The 18,647-nt window shown below is 68.0% G+C and carries 13 protein-coding genes and 2 pseudogenes; 7 read left to right on the top strand and 8 right to left on the bottom strand.

The genetic code is table 11. The annotated features are described in order from the left end of the window. Nucleotides 1–83 precede the first annotated feature (83 nt). Entirely contained in the window at nt 84–4,301 is a 4,218-nt protein-coding gene (locus BMG523DRAFT_RS11705; protein ID WP_083494810.1) for a non-ribosomal peptide synthetase, read from the bottom strand. A gap of 428 nt (nt 4,302–4,729) precedes the next feature. Then, on the bottom strand, nt 4,730–5,065 hold the full coding sequence (locus BMG523DRAFT_RS11700) for a TetR/AcrR family transcriptional regulator C-terminal domain-containing protein (protein WP_023841243.1): 336 nt from the start codon (nt 5,063–5,065) through the stop codon (nt 4,730–4,732). Nucleotides 5,066–5,112: 47 nt separating this feature from the next. On the opposite strand from BMG523DRAFT_RS11700, the gene BMG523DRAFT_RS11695 reads away from it, so the two are divergent. Then, nucleotides 5,113–5,736: a DUF4386 domain-containing protein gene (locus tag BMG523DRAFT_RS11695; RefSeq protein ID WP_198031000.1), complete on the top strand. Its 624-nt coding sequence runs from the start codon at nt 5,113–5,115 to the stop codon at nt 5,734–5,736. A gap of 65 nt (nt 5,737–5,801) precedes the next feature. On the opposite strand, the gene BMG523DRAFT_RS11690 is transcribed toward BMG523DRAFT_RS11695, so the two are convergent. The 4 genes from BMG523DRAFT_RS11690 to BMG523DRAFT_RS11680 form a co-directional block, all read right to left on the bottom strand. Next, nucleotides 5,802–6,626: a L,D-transpeptidase gene (locus tag BMG523DRAFT_RS11690; protein WP_235463098.1), complete on the bottom strand. Its 825-nt coding sequence runs from the start codon at nt 6,624–6,626 to the stop codon at nt 5,802–5,804. Between the two features lie 22 nt (nt 6,627–6,648). Further along, nucleotides 6,649–7,626 (bottom strand): hypothetical protein, encoded by a 978-nt coding sequence (locus BMG523DRAFT_RS25290; protein ID WP_157902485.1) that lies wholly within the window; start codon nt 7,624–7,626, stop codon nt 6,649–6,651. Nucleotides 7,627–8,306: 680 nt separating this feature from the next. Further along, nucleotides 8,307–8,444, bottom strand: coding sequence for a hypothetical protein (locus BMG523DRAFT_RS25285; protein ID WP_157493373.1), 138 nt, complete (start codon nt 8,442–8,444; stop codon nt 8,307–8,309). Further along, nucleotides 8,437–8,643, bottom strand: a complete 207-nt coding sequence (locus tag BMG523DRAFT_RS11680; protein WP_131728914.1) for a hypothetical protein — start codon at nt 8,641–8,643, stop codon at nt 8,437–8,439. The genes BMG523DRAFT_RS25285 and BMG523DRAFT_RS11680 overlap by 8 nt, the downstream gene beginning before the upstream one ends. A gap of 283 nt (nt 8,644–8,926) precedes the next feature. On the opposite strand from BMG523DRAFT_RS11680, the gene BMG523DRAFT_RS11675 reads away from it, so the two are divergent. The 3 genes and pseudogenes from BMG523DRAFT_RS11675 to BMG523DRAFT_RS11665 all read left to right on the top strand — a co-directional run bounded on the left by BMG523DRAFT_RS11675 (nt 8,927) and on the right by BMG523DRAFT_RS11665 (nt 13,141). Next, nucleotides 8,927–9,826 (top strand): MurR/RpiR family transcriptional regulator, encoded by a 900-nt coding sequence (locus BMG523DRAFT_RS11675; protein ID WP_011436401.1) that lies wholly within the window; start codon nt 8,927–8,929, stop codon nt 9,824–9,826. Nucleotides 9,827–10,459: 633 nt separating this feature from the next. After that, nucleotides 10,460–11,227, top strand: a pseudogene (locus tag BMG523DRAFT_RS11670) (RNA-guided endonuclease TnpB family protein); the annotation flags it as partial. Between the two features lie 711 nt (nt 11,228–11,938). Continuing rightward, nucleotides 11,939–13,141, top strand: coding sequence for a cytochrome P450 (locus tag BMG523DRAFT_RS11665; RefSeq protein WP_011436398.1), 1,203 nt, complete (start codon nt 11,939–11,941; stop codon nt 13,139–13,141). A gap of 90 nt (nt 13,142–13,231) precedes the next feature. Here the strand turns inward: BMG523DRAFT_RS11665 and BMG523DRAFT_RS11660 are convergent, their stop codons facing one another. Further along, nucleotides 13,232–13,768, bottom strand: a complete 537-nt coding sequence (locus tag BMG523DRAFT_RS11660; RefSeq protein ID WP_011436397.1) for a DUF1003 domain-containing protein — start codon at nt 13,766–13,768, stop codon at nt 13,232–13,234. A gap of 149 nt (nt 13,769–13,917) precedes the next feature. Here BMG523DRAFT_RS11660 and BMG523DRAFT_RS11655 point away from each other — a divergent pair, with 149 nt between their 5' ends. Further along, nucleotides 13,918–14,748 carry a PhzF family phenazine biosynthesis protein gene (locus BMG523DRAFT_RS11655; RefSeq protein ID WP_023841251.1) on the top strand — a complete coding sequence of 277 codons (831 nt, stop codon included), beginning with the start codon at nt 13,918–13,920 and terminating at the stop codon, nt 14,746–14,748. Between the two features lie 120 nt (nt 14,749–14,868). Here the strand turns inward: BMG523DRAFT_RS11655 and BMG523DRAFT_RS11650 are convergent. Then, a pseudogene (locus BMG523DRAFT_RS11650) lies at nt 14,869–15,105 on the bottom strand (IS607 family transposase); the annotation flags it as partial. A gap of 553 nt (nt 15,106–15,658) precedes the next feature. On the opposite strand from BMG523DRAFT_RS11650, the gene BMG523DRAFT_RS11645 reads away from it, so the two are divergent. Next, nucleotides 15,659–16,921, top strand: a complete 1,263-nt coding sequence (locus BMG523DRAFT_RS11645) for an IS110 family transposase (protein WP_043591167.1) — start codon at nt 15,659–15,661, stop codon at nt 16,919–16,921. Between the two features lie 322 nt (nt 16,922–17,243). After that, complete coding sequence (locus BMG523DRAFT_RS11640) at nt 17,244–18,320, top strand: IS3 family transposase (RefSeq protein ID WP_235463097.1); 1,077 nt, start codon at nt 17,244–17,246, stop codon at nt 18,318–18,320. Nucleotides 18,321–18,647: the final 327 nt, after the last annotated feature.

Raw genomic sequence — 18,647 nt, 5'->3', positions numbered from 1 at the left:
GATCTTGCAGCGGACCATTCCTCACCTTCCCAGCCGAGTTTTCGAACGCGTCGCCGACGGGCCCGCCTCATGCGCCGGGTGCCTCATGCGCCGGGTGGCTGGCGGGAGCTGAGACCACCACGTCTGCGCCTGAGGCCCGCGAGTGCTGACCGGGAACGCCCCCCGGATTCTTCGGGTGCCCCAGCTCGTCCGGGAGGGTGTGGCGCGCCGGATCCGGCGTCACCGGACCGGCGTGGCGCAGCGGTGGACAAGTATGCCGCCAGTCCCCGGACAGTCGGATAGGCGAACATGTCGACCCGCGTAAGCGACTCGGACAGCTCCGCCTGAAGCCGGATCAGAACCTGCATGAGCAGCAACGAGTTACCGCCGGCGTCGAAGAAGTTCTCGTCGATTCCGACCTCCGGCACCCCCAGGACACCCCGCCAGATGCTGGCGACTGCCGCCTCGAGCTCGCTACGGGGCAGGACCCGCTCTCCGCCTGCGGGCGGGAGAACCTCAGGCGGCCCCGGTAGGGACCGACGATCGATCTTGCCGTTGGCTGTCAGCGGCAGACGTGTCACGGTCACGAACGCAGCCGGGATCATGTAGGGAGGTAGTCGGGTACGTAGGTACCGCCGGAGTTCCTCCGGCCGCGCGCCGAGGCCGGATTCGGCCGAGACGAGGTAGGCCACCAGCTGGCGGTTACCGGGGGCGATGTCGCGTGGGCAGACCACCGCCTCAGCGATGCCGTCATGCCGGCGCAGAGCTTCTTCGATCTCACCGGGTTCGATGCGATATCCGTGCAGCTTGACCTGGTTGTCGACCCTGTGGAGGTAGTCAATCCGGCCGTCGGGCAAGTGGCGCACGATGTCCCCGGTCCGGTACATGACGGCGGACTCGTCCGGTCCGAACGGGTCTCGGACGAACCTTTCCCGGGTGAGCTCCGGCTCGCCGAGATAGCCCGCGGCCACCCCGTCCCCACCGATGTACAGCTCGCCGGGTACCCCGGGCGGCACCGGCTGAAGCCATCTGTCGAGGACGTAAAACCGGGTATTGGCGATCGGTCGCCCGATCGTAACCTGCCGACCCGGCTCCACGCGGTCGACCGAGGACCAGATCGTCGTCTCGGTCGGGCCGTAGAGGTTCCACACCTTCGCAACCCGCGCGAGAAGGCCGTCAGCGAGGTCGCGAGGCAGCTGTTCGCCTCCGCACAGGGCCGTCAGGCCACGGTCACCCTCCCAGGCCGCGGCGATCAGCATCCGCCAGGTCGCCGGGGTCGCCTGCATGACCGTCGGGCGGCTCCGCTCGATCCGTCTCCGCAGTTCGAACCCGTCACTGGCGACATCGGCGGGTACCACCTCGACCTGCCCGCCTGTCACCAGCGGCAGGAGAAGCTCGAGGTAGGCGATGTCAAAGCAGACCGTGGTCACCGCCAGCAGGCGGTCGTACTCGGTAAATCCTGGAGTCCGCGCCATCGAGCACAGAAGGTTCGTCAGGGCCCGGTGGCCGACATCCACCCCCTTGGGCCGGCCGGTCGACCCCGACGTGTAGATTACATAAGCACGACCCTCCGGTGACCCTCGGTCATATTTTTCCTCGTCAGATTCCTCGTCATGTTCCTCGCCCGGACCGCCCCCGGCTGTCGCGATCACATCCCAGTACTGATCGAGCGTGACGACGGTCGCCGGGCAGTCCCGGACATCGGGCTCCAAACTCGTCCGGGTGAGCAGCAGTGTCGACCCCGAACTGGTGAGCATCTGAGTGATGCGGTCGGGTGGATACACCGGATCCAACGGCACAAAGGCCGCTCCGGATTTCATCACGCCGAGTACAGCGACAACAATTTCTTCCGACCGCTCGAGGTAGATGCCGACAAGGCTGCCGGGACCGATGCCGTGGCGACCGAGGAACGCGGCGAGGCGCGTCGACCGTCGATCAAGTTCGCCGTACGAGAGACTGCGATCAGAGCAGACGACGGCGGGTGCCTCGGGACGGCTACGTGCCTGCCGTATGAACAACTGATGCGCGCACAGGTCGCGCGGGTAGTCGGCGTCCGTGTCGTTCCAGGTGACAAGCACACGTTGCGTGTCCTCGGGCGACAATAGCGGGAGCTGGGTCAGATCGGCCGTCGCGGAGCCCGTGAGGGCCTCGAGGAACGCGACGAACATGGAGCGCATCGTGTCGGCCGCACCAGTTTGCAGGACGTTCTCGGCGATGAGCCAGCGGCATCCCTCACCGTCTCGCGGGATCTGCGCGAACAGCACGGTCGCGGACCGCGGCTCGGCAGCGACATCGAGATTGTCAACCAGCTCGACGGCGACCGGCATGCCGCGCTCGGCCCATGGCGCGCACGCACGTAGCTCCGCGTGACGAACCCCTAGGTCGCGGGGGTGGCCGCTACGCCCGCTGAACAGGCGGAGCTGCCTGGCCACCTCACGGCGGAACTCCAGGAAACCCCGGCTCTCGTTGAGCGAGGGCACCCGGAACGGCCGATGGCGGGCAAGCGGTATGCCATCCCCGCCCGAGGCGTCGGATTCGGCTTCCCACGACAGGTCGACGTCCGGACCGTCCGCACCGCTGAATCGAACCAGGAAGGCCAGCAGCACCGTGAGCAACCATTCGGACCTATCGCGCCCCCGGCCGTCACCATCCCGTGCGGCCATCTTCTCCTCCACGCCGGCGAGATCAGCGGGGACGGGGAATCGGATATCCCGGTACCGGTGCGGCGGATCCGCGACCGGATTACGGCGCGGGAGGTCGAGCGGCTCGACGGACATCAGGCGCCGTACCCAGTCGGTCTCGTGCTCGACAACTCCAGCCGGCTCCCCCGGCTCCCCCGGCTCCCCCGGCTCAACCGGCTCAACCGGTCCGACCGGCCCGGCCAGTCCCTTCGTCCGCCGGCCGGCCAGCTCCTCCGGGGCAAGTTTCGGAAGCGCACCGAGGGGGACCTCCGGGGCGGCAACCATCGCCTCCAACAACCGCCGAACCTGGGATCCCATCCGTTCTACCGTCTTGTCGGTGAAACGGCGGCGGTCATAACCGATCCTGAGGATGAGGCGGTGGTCGTGGTTCGCATAGAGAGTGAGCGGGTAATTCGTCTGCTCCTCCAGACGGAATTCCCGGTGCCGCCAGGAACCCCCCAGCGACCGCAGCCGGGTAGCAGGCAGGTAGTTCTCAAAGATGAGCAGACTCTCGAACATCGGGAGCGAGGCCGGAATATCACTCCAGGTGTGGATACGGGTCGGCGAGGTGTGCTCAAACTCTCGCAGCGCCAGCTGATGCCGTCGCAGCCGCTTCAGCAGCTCGATCACGGTCATCGTGCTCGGGGCGACGACGCGGAATGGCAGCGTATTGAGAAAGAGACCAAGCATGTCCTGGGCGCCGTCCAGGAATCCGCGACATGCCCGGGTTGTACCGAATACTACGTCATGGCGGCCACTGAGCTGTTGCAGGAGGACCGTCCACGCCGCCTGCACGACGTTATTAGCGGTTACCTGTTGCTCACGGACCAGGAGTTCCAGTGCCCTGGTCATCTCTTCCGAAAGCTCGGTCTCCACGGCCGTCAGGACGTTCTCACCGGGGTCGGGGACGCGGACCACGTCGACGACGAATGGCGTGGGCTCCGTAACACCAGCCAGATCGGCACGCCAGAACGACTCCGCTGCGACAAGGTCCTGCTCGGCCAGCCAGGCGACGTAGTCCCGGTACGGGCGCGGACGGGGACGCTCGGCCCGGCGCCCGACGAGCAGGTGATCGTACCGTTCGAAGAGTTCCGCGCTCACCATGAAAAGGGAGCGCCCGTCCATCAGTGCATGATGGGTCGTCCAGACGAACTCGTATTCATGATTATCCATGCGGAAGACCGCGAACCGCATCGGGGGCCCGGCCGCGAAATCGAAGGACCGGCGCTTGTCATCGTCGAGGTATTCGCGCAGGCTCTGTTGCCGAGTTGCGCTGTCCAACTGCCTCCAGTCCCGCGCGGGCAAGGACACATCGACATCACTGCTGACCACCTGGCTCGGACCGTCCGGATGGTCCAGCAGAAGCCTGGTCCGCAGCATCGGATGCCAGTCGAACAGGTCCCGCAGTGCCTGCTCGAACACCGCCAGATTCAGCTGCTCCCGCAACGTGAACAACTTCTGCAGAACGTAGAATCCCTCGCCGGGAGCGCTGCCACTGTGCAACAGCATTGCGTGCTGCACCGCCGACAGCGGAATCCTTTCCACGTCTCCGCCCGACCGCACGGCTCCCGACCCGAGGCGGCGCGCGCTCGTCGGCGCCACCGGACCTGGCGAGGTGCCGCGCCCTTCCGGGTTGTGCATATCGAGCCTCTCGTAACGTTGGGTCGACTTTTCCGACCGGAGGTCTGGCCCCACGGCGAGGCTATGTGGAAAGCCGACCTGGCCCAGACTACTGGAATTCGAAACGGCTTCCTCTCGTCGCCACGAGCAGGTCAACCTGCCGAGCACCACTTTCAACCGGTACTGTGGCCCACGCCACGAAGGTCGTCAACACTTATTACACAGCGCTATCGATTCATTCGAGATGGCGATCGAGCAGCACCGAACAGCGGCTTTATCCACCTTCATTCCGACGCCATTCCGACGCCATTCCGACCGATTCATTGGCCGTTCACCGCCCGGCCAGGAGGTACCGCTGAAATCCCGACAAGATTTTCGATGCGGACGCGCGAGAAGCGCCACTGAAAATATCCCACAGCCTTGACTCCGCGCCGACGAACTGCCCGCGCTCAGGGGTCAATGAGGCGTTCGATGCCGTCAAGGACACGGTCGAGGCCCCAGCTGAACTGCTCGGTGGTGACGTAGGCGGCCAGCACGTCAATCTGGCTGGCGGTGCGTGGGTAATGCTCGACGGGCACGGCAGCGAACGCGTCACGGCGGGCGGCGATCCGCTCCGCCTCGGTGGTTCCCGGCTCGTGCGGCTCGGCGGCCTCCAACGCGATGGCGCCCAGCACATACACGATCAGCAGATATGCGGACCGGGCCGCGTTCGCCGCCGGCACCCCGCCGTCGGCCAGCGCCGCGAGCAGCCGCTCGTTGAGCGCGAGCGCGTTGGGGCCGTCCATCGGGCCACCGAGTCGTCCTTCCGTCCTTCCATCGAGGCGGCACCGGCCTGGTCTGGACCTGGTTCGCGACCGGCTGGACCTACGCTCTGCTACTACCGCCGACGCTGCTGCTGCCCACGGCCCTCGGTCGCCGGGACGATCCCGTCCTGCGCGCCGCGACCTGGGTCGGCTCCGCCGCGATCGTGCTCGCGCTCGCCGGATTCCTGCGCTGGGTTTTCGTCGTGCCGCCGCTGGCACGGCAGTACATGGCCGGCGACACGACGACCCGAGCAGCCGTCGACGCCGCCTGGCTCGCACAACACCAGCTCGGCGGCGCCCTGCTTGGCGAGCACCTCGGCCAGACGCTCGCCATCGCCTGGTCGACGACGATCTCCGTGATCATCCTCCGCCGCCGTCTGCTTCCCGCCGCTGTGGGCATGCTGGGCCTGGTCGCAAGCGCCATCTACCTGCTCAACCAGGGCGACATCCTGACCACCGCGATCCCCGGGGTCCCCGCATGGGAATCGGCGGGCTTCCTCGGCTCCACACTCTGGTGGAGTATGGATCGCCACCCTCGGCTTCGCGCTCCTGCGCCGGCATCCACCCAGCCGACCCCGCAGAACCGGCTCTGCCCCGCGGCCAGCCGCTGCCGGGCTGCCGGGCTGCCGGGCTGCCGGTTCAGCCTTGAGTAATTCAAGATCGGCATCGGGGTCTGTCGCATCCGCGACAGACCCCGACGAGGTCGAGATGGGACCGGTCAGGCGACGATGTCGACCGGCGTGCCCAGGGGCAGCATGCCCGCCAACCAGGTGATGTCGCTGTTACTCAGGCGGATGCAGCCGTGGCTGACGTCACGCCCCAGCGTGTGGGGCTGGTCGGTGCCATGCAGACCGATAATCGGAGCATGGCCTTCGAAGGAGGCCAGTGAGGTGGAGAAGCCCGAGAGGCCGAAGGCGAAGGGCCCGTAGGGTCCGGTCGGATTCCGCGGCCGCAGCAGTTCGGTCAGGTAGTACCGCCCCCCGGGGGTCGGCGTGTCCGTGGTTCCGACCGCCACCACGAACAGGGATATGAGCGTGTTCCCGCGATACAGCCGCAACTGGTGGGCTCCGCGGACGACCTGCAGGTGATAGGCGGTGGTGCTGGCGCGGACCTGGTCGTCCCTGATCCATCCGCGGCTGCCGTTGGGCCATATCGGCAGCAGGACCTGCCACCATCCGGGCAGTCTCGCCGTGACGAGAAAGACCCGTGGCGCGCCCGCCTCATTCGGGTTACTCAGCCGCGACGCGGGCCAGGTGGACATGGGCGTTGGGTAGACGTCCACGCCGGCGACGGTCGCGGTCAGAATCGTGTTCACCGCCTCCGGCTCGGCCGCCGCGCCGCGAGAAGACCTGGCGGTTACCGAAGACCTGGGGATGGCCGAAGACATACCGGTGGCCGAAGAGCCGGCGCCGATGCCCTCACCACCGACCGCGCAGGCGGCCGGGAACAGCAGCCCGCACACGGCGACCATCAGCGCGGCCGACGCGCGCGGCGCCGACAAGCCGGCGGGTGGTCGAGGCCGCCGGGTGCCCGCGTCCGTCACCTCTGTCATCCCATAGAGCCGGTCATCCCGTGAAGGGGACGGTGTTCGTCGTGATCGGCGTCGCCGGTACCGTCGTGCCGGTACTGGTGCCGGTGCCGCCCTGCTGCCCGGGCGAGCCCTGTGGTGTCGTGCCGCTGGTTACGGGTGATGTCGAGCCCGTCTCCTGGGCCGGGGCTTCTCCCGTTCCGGGAGCCTTCGCGGTACCGGGGATCTGTCCGCCACCGGTCGACTCCCCAGTACCGGGAGTCTGTCCGCCAGCAGAGGCCTGTCCGCCACCAGAGGCCTGTCCGCCACCAGAGGCCTGTCCGCCACCAGAGGCCTGCGGGTACGAGGGCGCCTCGCCCCGCGTGCCCGGCACGATACCGGCTCCCGGGGCGACGGGGCCGGTGCCGGTAGGACCGGTGCCGGTAGGACCGGTGCCGGTAAGGCCGGTAGTGGTGGCCGCGGTCGACGGGCCCTGTCCGCTGGCCGGCACCGGCCGACCGTGGGTCGACACACCGATCGTCGGCAGCTGGGGTGAGGGGTTCCACGACTGGTCGAACACGCGGGCCACGACGAGGGAGGAATGCGTGTCCAAGGTGCGCGAGGCACCCGCCGCCAGCACCCCGTTGCCGCCCCGCCCCTCCTTCGAGAACCAGCCGAAGGCGACCGGATGATCGGTGACGTTCTTCAGCGTCCACGAGACCATGCCGTGCCCGCCTGCCGATCGCAGGTCGAGCGACCGCAGGTGGCTCTGGATCCGGTTGATGTCGGCCGCCCCGATCGAGTAGGCGCGGAACAACGGGTTGATCTGCGCGACGATATGAGGCGGGGTCGGGTTGACGACGACGTTGTCGATACTCACGTCGAGATCTGGCCGCAGGGCGAAGCCGCCCGGGAGCGTGACCTGACTGGAACCGGGCACCCCGTCGGGGAACGCGGCACCGGCTGGACCGGCCACGGCGGCGGCCAGGGCGCCGGCAGCACCGACGGCGGCAAAATACATTTTTCGCGAGCGCATGGCGGGACGCCCCTTCCCTGCGTAATTTATCGGCGTACGTGTACGTTGAATCGCCCTGGCGACAGTACTCTGCGACGTCCTCGTGCTACCCCGCACGATCTCACCAGGTACCCCGTCCGGGCTAACACGGCGGCGGGAACCGGGCGCGGACGGTCCGTCCGTGCCGTGTGTGCAGAGGATTTTTTCGTACCCACCAGGAGGCGCCGGCGAAAGTTGTTCGGCCGGTATCTTCCGACTCACCTGTCCTCACCAGGACAGGTGAGGACGGCGATACGATTATGTCGGGCTCTCCGAACGGGCCAGGTACGCGGATGTGGTGTGCAGGACGATGGCCGCCAGCGCGCCGGAATGGTGGGTGCGGTAAACGAGGTCGGCCTGGGCCGGGTCCACCCGGCACCGCCAGAACCAGGAGGGTGATAAGGAGGGCTACGCAGAACTCGGGGAATAGAAATAGAGCGCCCAGATCACGGAGAATTCCGTCCGACGGGTCGGGAGCGGACGCCGGTGGTCGGTGTGCAGTACTCGCCAGACCCTGGAGTTGGCGACGGCCCGGGTTGTGCCCGGTCAGGTGCTGTTCTCCCGAGTACAGTTCCGGATCGGAACTGTACGACCGACACGGCAGCAGGGACCCGTCCGCCACGGTGGCCGTCCCCCGAACTCGGCCGCGATGCGGTCGATGCTCAGCGGGTGAGTCGCAGTACGCGTCGGGTGCGGGGAACGGCCCGGTTGGCGGCGGGACGCTGGTCATGATCGGGTGCCTTCGGCGGGATGGGCCTGGCCCCGGCGGTCGCGTCGAAGCCACTCAGGCGCTCAGGCACTCAGCCGCTCCTTGACGTAGGTGGCATAGACGATCTTGATCATCTCGCCATCGTTGCCGACGTCGATGCCGACCTCGGCATGGCGGCGCACCGCCTCGGCGGCCGCCTGGCGGATGGTTCCCGGCAGCCGCTGTGCCCGCTCCGGGGTCGGGTCGTGATGCTCCCGCTGGAGCACCTCTTCGGCCAGCATCCTGGGCACGGCAGGCTGCCGACGTGGGCGGTCACGATGCGGTCGGTGCTCAGCTTCATATCTCTCCTCGCTTACGGCAGACGGTCAACGGGCTCAGCGGGGGCAGGGCTGAGAGACGGAGACAGAAGGAAACATCCTCTTAACGGAATGCATTAGATGGATAGAATTTTCATACAGTATGATTTCTACCAAAGGAACAGATCTTCATCCGGCCCATGCGGCAGATGACAGCGCACCACCGGCAAGCTGGAAGCCGAAAAGCGCGAGGATGGTGACGACGTTGGGAGAGACCATGACCGGACCGACGGCCGTCGAGACGATCGACGAGCCCGCCCAACCCACCCCCGGGCCGGGCGGCACCATCGCGCACCTACGCGCCTGCCTGCCGACTCTCACTCCCAGCGGTCGCAAGATCGGCCAGCTGATCCTCGACGACCCGAGGGAGATCGTTCACCTCACCGTCACCGATCTCGCCGACCGGACCGGCACCTCCGTCGCGACCGTGGTCCGGTTCTGTCAGGATCTCGGCCTCAAGGGCTTCGCCGACCTCAAAATTCGTCTCGCCGGCGAAGCGATTCCTCCCGAACGCGGCCTCCACGAGGCCGTCACCCACGCCGACTCCCCTGCCACCATCCTGGAAAAGATCCTCCACAGCACCGAGTCGGCCCTGTCCGAGACCACCCGCACCGTCGACCGCGCGGCATTCACCCGCGCGGTCGACGCCCTGCAATGCGCTGACCGGGTCCTGCTCATCGGCGCGGGGACGTCCGCCCCGCTCGCCCAGGACGCCGCCTACCGCTTCCGCACTCTCGGCCTGCTCGCCGAAGCCCCCGCCGACGCCCACGTCCAACACGTGGCCGCGCGCCTGCTGCCTCCCGCCTCCGCCTGCCTGGCCATCAGCCACACCGGGCAGACCCGCGAAACCCTGGCCGGCGCCGCCGCGGCGCGCGCGGCAGGGGCCACGACCATAGCCCTCACCAGCTTCTTCCGATCCCCCCTGACGAGGCTGGCCGACGTAGCCCTCGTCGCCGGCAGCAGCGAAACAAACTATCGAGTCGAGGCCATGAGCAGCCGCATCATCCACGCGACGGTCCTCGACGCCCTGTTCGTGGCCGTCCACCTCGCGCAACCCGACCGCGCCCAGAAAGCCCAGGAACTCACCGCCGAGGTACTCACCGAACACCGGATCTGACACCCGAGATCACGGAGGTGAACCCGCGGAGGGTGACGGCGAGGGTGGCCATGGCGAGGGTGGCCATCTCCCGGTCCGGTACGGCGGTGATCTGATCGTTCTCGTTGACCGGAAAACGGTCCAGCGGTTGGCTGGTTATACACGGTCGAGACGGCCAGCGAGACGGCCAGCGAGACGGCCACGGCAGGCCGGCGGCGGTAGCGGCGGTCCTCTCACCCCGCGCTGACCGCACGAACTACGCAGACCGTGTAAACCGTGCGCCGGCCTCCCACCGCACCCGCTCCTGCGGTGACCACGATCCTTCGACTGGCCTTCGGCCGGCGAATCTGGGACCTGACCTCGTGAACGCTCGTGAGTGTTGGCGGTCATCACGTTCGCCGGCCGTGTTGTCCTCGACCGGGCACCCAGCGTCCTCGACAGGGCACCCCGCCGGTTGGCCTTCCCCTGGTAGGACACTTACGAGGAGACCTACGCGGAGCCCTCATTCAGGACCGGCCTCGGCGGGTTGATCACGTGCTACTTCTCCGTTCGGGCCAACCCGACGGGCACCGTGTTCAGGTGGACGAAGGACGACCGGCGTGAAGGCGTTGCGGGCGTACCGGTTCGCGCTCGACCCGAACAACAACCAGCGTGCCGGCCGACGACCGGCATGTGAAGCTGCCCCGGATCGGCCGGGTGAAGGTCCGCGAGCCGATGGGCGCGCTGACCGGGCGGCTGGCGAATGGTCGGGCCCGCCTCCTAGGCGCCACGGTGTCGCGCACGGCCTGCCGCTGGTTCGTATCGTTCACCGTCGAGGTCGAGCGGGAGGTTCCCACCGGCCCGTCACGGCGGCAGCGTGCCGCCGTGACGGTCGGTGTCGACCTCGGGGTGCGCCACCTCGCCGTCCTGTCGACCGGTGAGACCGTGGCGAACCCGAAGCCGCTGGCCCGGTCGCTGCGGAAGCTGCGCCGCGACGGGCCGCACAAGCTCACCACCCGGCTCGCGACGTCCCACGAAACGATCGTGGTGGAAGACCTGCCCGTGGCCGGAATGGTCCGTAACCGCCGCCTCGCCCGTGCCGTGTCCGATACCGGCATGGCCGAGGTCCGCCGCCAGCTCGCCTACAAAACCCTCTGGTACGGATCGACCCTGGTGGTCGCGGACCGCTGGTACCCCTCGAGCAAGACCTGTTCCGGCTGTGGCGGGCGAAACCCAAACCTGACCCTGCCGGACCGCATCTTCACCTGCCCGTCCTGCGGGCTGGTGGCCGACCGCGACGCCAACGCCGCGGTCAACCTGCGTCACCTCGTCGCCGCCAGTACGTCGGAGACGATAAACGCCCGTGGAGCCGACCGTAAGACCCACCCTGGTGGGCGGGTGGCTGTGAAGCGGGAACCCGGCACGGCCATGGCCGGGAAGAGCGTCACCCGCACCACCGAGGTGGCATCCGGCGGGAAGTACGGCGGGACACGGCGGGACACGGAGGGACACGGAGGGCGTCCCGGTCGGCGTGAAATCCTTCACGCGGCACGGAAGGGCGCGACACGTGATTCCCGTCGCGATCGCCTTGCCGGGTCTGCCGTAGACCATGACGGCGAGCTTCCGAAAAAGCGCCGTGACCACGCTCGGCGTGAACGCCCCGCCCACCAACTGACACAATTGGGTAGTCAGATCACGGCCCGCTGCTGCGCCCCGGAGGGCACGAATGAGGGCACGAATGAGCCGGCCCTCCCAATCCTTCCGGTAAAGTCGGACGGGACCCGGACCCGGACGCGGAGCGTGAAAAGCGGAGCGTGAAAAGCGGCCAGAACCGTTGAGGAATGCCGCCGAACCCGGCGGGCCGTCATGGCCGGGACCGTCACGGATTCCCCGCGCAGGGGGCATCATTGCCGGCTCACAAGTGGTTGCAAGAGGTTTCAGGCGTCCGGCCGACGGCTTCCTCCGATGCCACCCGACTCCGCCTCGAGCCGTTACCCGAACAAGCCAGCCGCAGGGGCGGCGGCGGCGGCTTTCCCTCGCATCCACCAACGATTCGATAGGCATCAGCAGCACTCCATCGCCGCACCGGTCAGTCATGACGGCCCTGAAGCCGCGCCCCGGCCGGTTTCCGGAGTGCCCTGGGAAGGAGAATCCATGGCGGATCCCGTGGTGACCGACGTCGGGACGTCGGCACGCAAGATCGACCGCGAAGACCCGAACGGCGGATGCCCGGTCGTACAGGGCGCCGACGGCGTATGGCGGATCAGCGGGTACGCCGCCGGGCAGGCGGTGCTGCGCAGCTTGGAAACCAAGCAGGCCGGCCTCGGTATCGACGCATCTAAGGCGATTCCCAAGCGGATCCGCCGACCGGTGCTGCACAGCGACGGCCCCGAGCACCGGGAACGCCGCCGGCTGACCGCACGATTCTTCACTCTACGCAGGGTCGACGAGCACTACCGCGAGCTGATGCACCGCGTCGCCGACGAGCAGATCGACCGGTTGCGCCGCGAGCGGAGCGTCGACCTGTCCGAGCTCAGCTTCGCCCTCGCCGTCGAGGTCGCCGCCGCGGTGATCGGCCTCACCAACAGCCGCCCCGGCATGGCCGCCCGCCTGGAACGGTTCGCCCAGGGAGACCTCGGACCGCCGAATGTCACCAGCATCCGCGGCATCAGGCAGTTCATCCGGCAGAACCGCCACGCCCTCGCCTTCTACCTCGCCGACGTGCGCCCCGCGGTACGCGCCCGCCGTCGGCGACGCACGGATGACCTCATCTCACACATGATCGACCAAGGCTGCACCAATGCCGAAATCTTCGCCGAGTGCGTCACCTTCGCACCCGCAGGAATGATCACCACCCGGGAGTTCATCAACGTCGCCGCCTGGCACCTGTTCACCGACGACACACTGCGCGCCCGCTACCACGACGCTGACCAGACCGAACGGATCGCGATCCTGCACGAGTTCCTGCGCTTGGAACCGGTCATCTCCACTCTCAAACGGCGCACGACGGCCGACATCCAGCTACCGGGCCCGCACGGCCCGCTAACGATCCCAGCCGGCGCCCAGATCGACATCGCGGTGAGCAGCACCAACATCGACACGCAGGCCATCGGCGCCGACCCGTACACAGTCCGCCCCGCCCGCCCGATCGGCGACGGCGTGAGTCCGGCGGGGCTGAGCTTCGGCGACGGCCCCCACAAATGCCCCGGCGCACACGTCGCCATCCACGAAACCGACATCTTCCTGCACAAGCTGTTCATGCTCGACGGCCTGCACATGGCCAGCCCACCCCAGGTCACCCTCCGGGACGAGATCGCGGCCTACGAGCTGCGCGGCCTCGTCGTCACGCTCGACTGAATCGTCGCGCTCGGTTGACCCGGCCCCACACGCCCGGCGCCGGGCACCAGGCACCGGATTCGCGTCGTCGCCGACGATGAACCTGAGGCGTCACGACACTCCCGGATCCATCACTCCCGGACCCATCGGCTGGGCCTGGCCGTTACGGATCTCCGCGCGGGCGTGCGCGACGAGCTCCTGGACGTCCCGTTCCACCTCGTCGGGGTCAAGCCCGAGCGCCCGCCCGATGTGGACCGACCACACCTCGGACCGCAGGTTGGTCTCGAAGTCGAGTTCGGCACGGAGGTTCTGCCGGGCGGCCTCACGGTTCTGGCTGACCATCACGAACGTCGATAGGAAGATCGCCTCCAAGCTGACGATCATCGTCAGGAGGCCGAACGGGTAGCGGTCGAAGACGGCGCCCTCGCCGAACACGCCCTCGTTCAACAGGATCCAGCCGCCGAACCAGACCGCATGCAGGTAGACGAAGGGCAGCGATCCCGCGAAGGAGGTGATCAGATCCGCCCCGCGGTCCTGCGAGGTGCGCATCCGGGCGAAGGCGATCCGCTCGTTGGAAATACGCGGATGCGGGCGGCCACCCGCTTCGGCGTGACGGGGTCGGCCATGGGTGTCGGCGGAGGAACTCATGCCTTCATGCTGATATGCACCCGGATGCGTTCCCGCGCCGGCCCGCTCCTGGTGACGCTCCATCGCCTCCAGCCGCCTGGCGATCGGAATCCAGGAATTCCTCACCTGCATCCGCGCGGTCAGCCGGCGGCCCGCGGGACACTGGGCCGATGCCGCGTCCCTTCCAACAGATCGATGTCTTCTCAAGATCCCCGTATCAGGGCAATCCGGTAGCCGTCGTGCTCGACGGATCGGGACTCGACCCGGAGGAGATGCAGCGGTTCGCCCGGTGGACGAACCTCTCGGAGACTACCTTCATCCTGCCGCCCACCTCATCGGACGCCGACTACCGGGTCCGGATCTTCACACCCGGTGCCGAGCTGGCCTTCGCAGGGCATCCCACGCTGGGTACCTGCCACGCCTGGCTGACCACCCGGCCTCCGGCCGAACGGGGCGATGTGGTCGTTCAGGAGTGTGGTGCCGGGCTCGTTCCCGTCCGGCGGACCGCGGACGGACTCGCGTTCGCCGCACCCCCGCTGCGACGCTCGGGGCCGGTTAAGGAGGCCCTCGTCCAGCGCATCGGCACGGCGCTGGGCATCGCCCGCGATGACATCGTGGCCGCCGAGTGGGCGGATAACGGGCCGGGATGGATTGCTGTTCTACTCGACAGCGCCGAGGCGGTCCTCGCGTTGCAACCGGGCATCGTCGACCTGCATCTCGGCGTGCTCGGCCCGTATCCGCCCGAGTCGACCGAGACGTTCGAAGTTCGGGCCTTCTTCCCCGTGAACGGCACGACGAGGGAGGATCCGGTAACCGGAAGCCTCAACGCGTCCGTCGCCCAATGGCTGCTCCGGACCGGGCGAGCGAGCGCACCCTACACGGTGAGCCAGGGAACACTGCTCCACCGGACCGGACGGGTGCACATCTCCGCTGATGCGGACGGCACGGTCTGGATCGGCGGCGACACGATCACCTGCGTGTCCGGCTTCGTCGAGCTATAGGTTCCGTTTGTAAACGAACCGACCTGCGCTGGCATACCGGCGCAGGTCGGCGAGCTGGGCGTCGTTCCGGGTCAAGAGCGAACCCGATACGCCTGGAGGACCCTCACGGGCTTCCTCGACGGCGGCTGCGACCGCGCGCCGGACCCGGTCCGCGGCGGCCTCCCGACCATACAGCCGGAAGCACAGCGACGTCAGGATCTCGGTCACGTCCCCGACCAGATCGTCATCCACCCCGGCGGGGTCCTCATCCACCCCGGCGGGGTCGACGACCAGCAGCCGGCGGCCGGACGCGGCAAGGTCGGCGTCGACATACTCGACGCCGAACCGGCCGAACCGGTCGCGATACTCGACAACGATCGTGGCTACCTGCGTGCCGCGTAGCAGGGCATGGCCCACTATAGCCTGCCAAAGTACATTATTAAGCGCTGAGTCGTGCAAACTAAAGTACACCCTATGGAACGCGAACTAAGTGACGGAACGGTCGAAGGCATCGCCATCAACCCCGAAACAGGCGAAGAACACCCGTTCCTGCGTCGCCCAGGCCGACGCACACGGGCCGTGGTCTATCCGCCCTTTCGGTCCTACGGCGTCGAGGTTCGGTCAGGGACGCGGCCGATCTGGCTCTATCTGCGGCTATCGAAGTACCACCGGGATGGCGCTGATGCGATCGAGCGTCACCGCATCGACCTCACGCGGCTACTGGCCGGCCACGTGGGGCGATGGAAAATCGCTGGTGGTCGGCCGGTCGACGTCGGGCTGCCTTGGTGCCGTAGGTGGAGCCCGTCTTCTAGTGTGACGTGGGGATCTTCAGGCACGTGGGACTGCTGCTTCGAGCGCGACCTTTAGACTCTTTGATCATCTGATCCCCCCGGTCGGCCGCCTGGTCTGTCTCGATGTATGAGGGGGTCTGGTGGAGCGGCAGGTGGCGCGGNGCGCCGGTCTGGACGTGCACAAGGACGAGATCGTCGCCTGTGCGCGGATCTCCGATCCGGGTGGGCCTGGCCGGGTCGAGTTGCACACGTTCGGGACGACGACGCGTGAGCTGTTGGCGTTGCGGGACTGGCTGACGGGGCTGGGCGTGACCCGGGTCGGGATGGAGTCGACCGGCGTTTTCTGGAAGGCGCCGTTCCACATTCTGGAGGACGCGGTCGCCGAGTGCTGGCTGCTCAATGCCCGGCATCTGCGCAACGTGCCGGGCCGTAAGACGGATGCGGCGGACGCGGCGTGGATCGCGGAGCTGGTCGAGTACGGCCTGGTCCGCCCGTCGTTCGTGCCGCCCCAGCCGATCCGGGAACTACGTGACCTGACCCGGTATCGCCGCGCGCAGATCGACGAGCGGACCCGGGAGGCGCAGCGCCTCGACAAGGTCCTCCAGGACGCGGGGATCAAGCTGTCGTCGGTCGCGTCGGATGTGCTCGGGAAGTCCGGGCGGGCGATCCTCGACGCGCTGGTCGCGGGGACCACCGACCCGGTCGTGCTCGCCGAGCTCGCCAAGGGCCAGCTCCGTAAGAAGATCCCGGCGCTGCAAGAGGCGCTGACCGCGTTCTTCACCGGCCATCACGCGATCATCATCGGGGAGATCCTGTCCAAGCTGGACTACCTGGACGAGGCCATCGACCGGCTCTCGACCGAGATCGACCGGGTGATCGCCCCTTTCGCGGATGAGGTCGCCCTGCTGGACACGATCCCCGGGGTCGACCGCCGCATGGCCGAATGCCTGATCGCCGAGATCGGCGTCGACATGACCGTCTTCGGCTCCGCCGAACGGCTCGCCTCCTGGGCGGGCCGCTGCCCCGGCCAGCACGAGTCCGCCGGCAAGTCCAAAGGCGGCCGGACCCGCAAAGGGTCGAAATGGCTGCGGATCTACCTGCACGACGCCGCCCGCGCCGCCAGCCGCACCAAGAACAGCTACCTCAACGCCCAATATCACCGGATCAAAGCCCGCCGCGGCCCCGCCAAAGCCAGGGTCGCCGTCGAGCACTCGATCCTCGTCGCCGCCTNNCACATGCTCNNCCGNGGCGAGCCCTACCACGACCTCGGCGCCGACTACTTCACCCGACGCCGCGACCCCAACCGCCACGCCCAACGCCTGATCAGCCAGCTCGACGCCCTCGGCTACGACGCGGTCATCACCAGACGAACCGACCAGCCCACCGACACCAAGGCCGCGTGACCCGAGGCAGCGGACCACCACACCACCCGACCCAGCCCCGCCACGGCGCTGAGGCGGCANGCCCCATGTGGGTACGTCCCGATCAACGGTCACCCTGTTTTCCCTTTAGGAAGCGTGGCCGGCCGGCGGCGGACCCGCGGGACAGGGAGATCGAGCAGTTGCGGGCGGAGCTGGCCCGGAAGGACAAGGAGCTTGAGGCGTCCCGGCGCGTGGTGGGCATCATGGGAAAAGCCAACGCGCTTTTGGAGGCGCTCTCCGAAAGCATTCCCGAGATTTCCCGGGAGTCGTCGCCGAAGGAGAACGGATAGCTGACGCCTGCGCGGTGGAGTTGGCCGGGGTTGTCGGGGTGAAGAAGGCCTGCGAGTTAACGGGCCGGTCGCGGGCGACGTTCTACCGGCGTCATCGTCCGCCGGCTTCGGTGCCGCCGCGGCCGGTCCCGAAGCCGCACCGGGAGCGGGTCCAGCCGCGGGCGTTGTCCGCGCGGGAGCGGGAACGGGTGCTGGAGGTGTTGAACTCGGAGCGGTTCCGGGACGCCTCGCCGGCGCACGTGTGGGCGACTCTGCTCGACGAGGGGGGCTACCTGGCGTCGTGGCGGACGTTCTACCGGATCCTGGCCGCGGCGGGGCAGACCGGGGAGCGCCGCGCCCAGGCGTCGCACCCGTCGCACGTGAAGCCCGAGCTGCTCGTGTGCGCACCGAACCAGGTGTGGACGTGGGACATCACCAAGCTCAAGGGCAGGTCGAAACACGAGTACTACTACCTGTACGTCATTCTCGACGTCTACAGCCGGTATGTCGTGGGCTGGCTGCTTGCGCCGAACGAGTCCGGGGAACTCGCGAAGGAGCTGGTCAGCCAGACGTGCGAGAAGTACGGCGTCGACACGTCGGGGCTGACGGTGCACGCCGACCGTGGCTCGTCGATGACGTCGAAGACCCTCGCGCTGCTGCTGGCCGACCTCGACATCGTCCGGTCGCATTCCAGACCGCGGGTCTCGAACGACAACCCGTTCTCCGAATCGCAGTGCAAGACGTTGAAGTACCGGCCCGAGTTCCCTGACCGTTTCGACTCGATCGAGCAGGCACGCCGGTTCTGCCGTGGGTTCTTCACCTGGTACAACACCGCGCACAAGCACTCCGGGATCGGCTATCTCTCGCCGGCGGCCGTCTACTTCGGCCTGGCCGGGCAGGCGCACGCCGCGCGGGCCCGGGTGCTTGACGCGGCCTACGCCGCGCACCCGGAGCGGTTCGTGAACCGGCGGCCGGTCCCGCCGCCGCTGCCGAAGCCCGCCGGGATCAACACGAAGCCCGACGACCAGGCCGAGCCGGTCACCGACGGTGCCCCCGAACGATCGGAGGTCATCCCTCGACAGAGATCGAAACAGGGATCGAACGCAGGCTAGTCCACAAAGAATCTTGCCTCAAAAATCTTGACAGGTTCCGCCGCCGTTGCCAGCCAGCCCCAAGCATCCCCACCACCGGTAGAGCACTACCGTCCCCGCCGTATACGAGAAGACCCCGAACCGGGCGCGAGGGGGCGCAACCCGGATCTGAGGCCGGTCAGGTGACCGGCAGGGAAGCGCAGGCCTGCCGGCCACGTCTTCAGGGTGGGAGGACCCCGCCCGGTGGTTGGGGGCAGGGGCAGGGGTCCTCCCCGCAGTGACGGGCAGGCGGACCTCTACCCGTCACGGGCTTACAGGCGGATGCCGTCTTTGCGTACCCGGGCGGCA

Origin of the sequence: Frankia sp. BMG5.23 (assembly GCF_000685765.2) — a bacterium.
GTDB classification, from domain to species: Bacteria; Actinomycetota; Actinomycetes; order Frankiales; family Frankiaceae; genus Frankia; species Frankia casuarinae.
The sequence above is the reverse complement of the archived record's forward strand: the minus strand, read 5'-3'. Positions and strand labels throughout refer to the sequence as shown.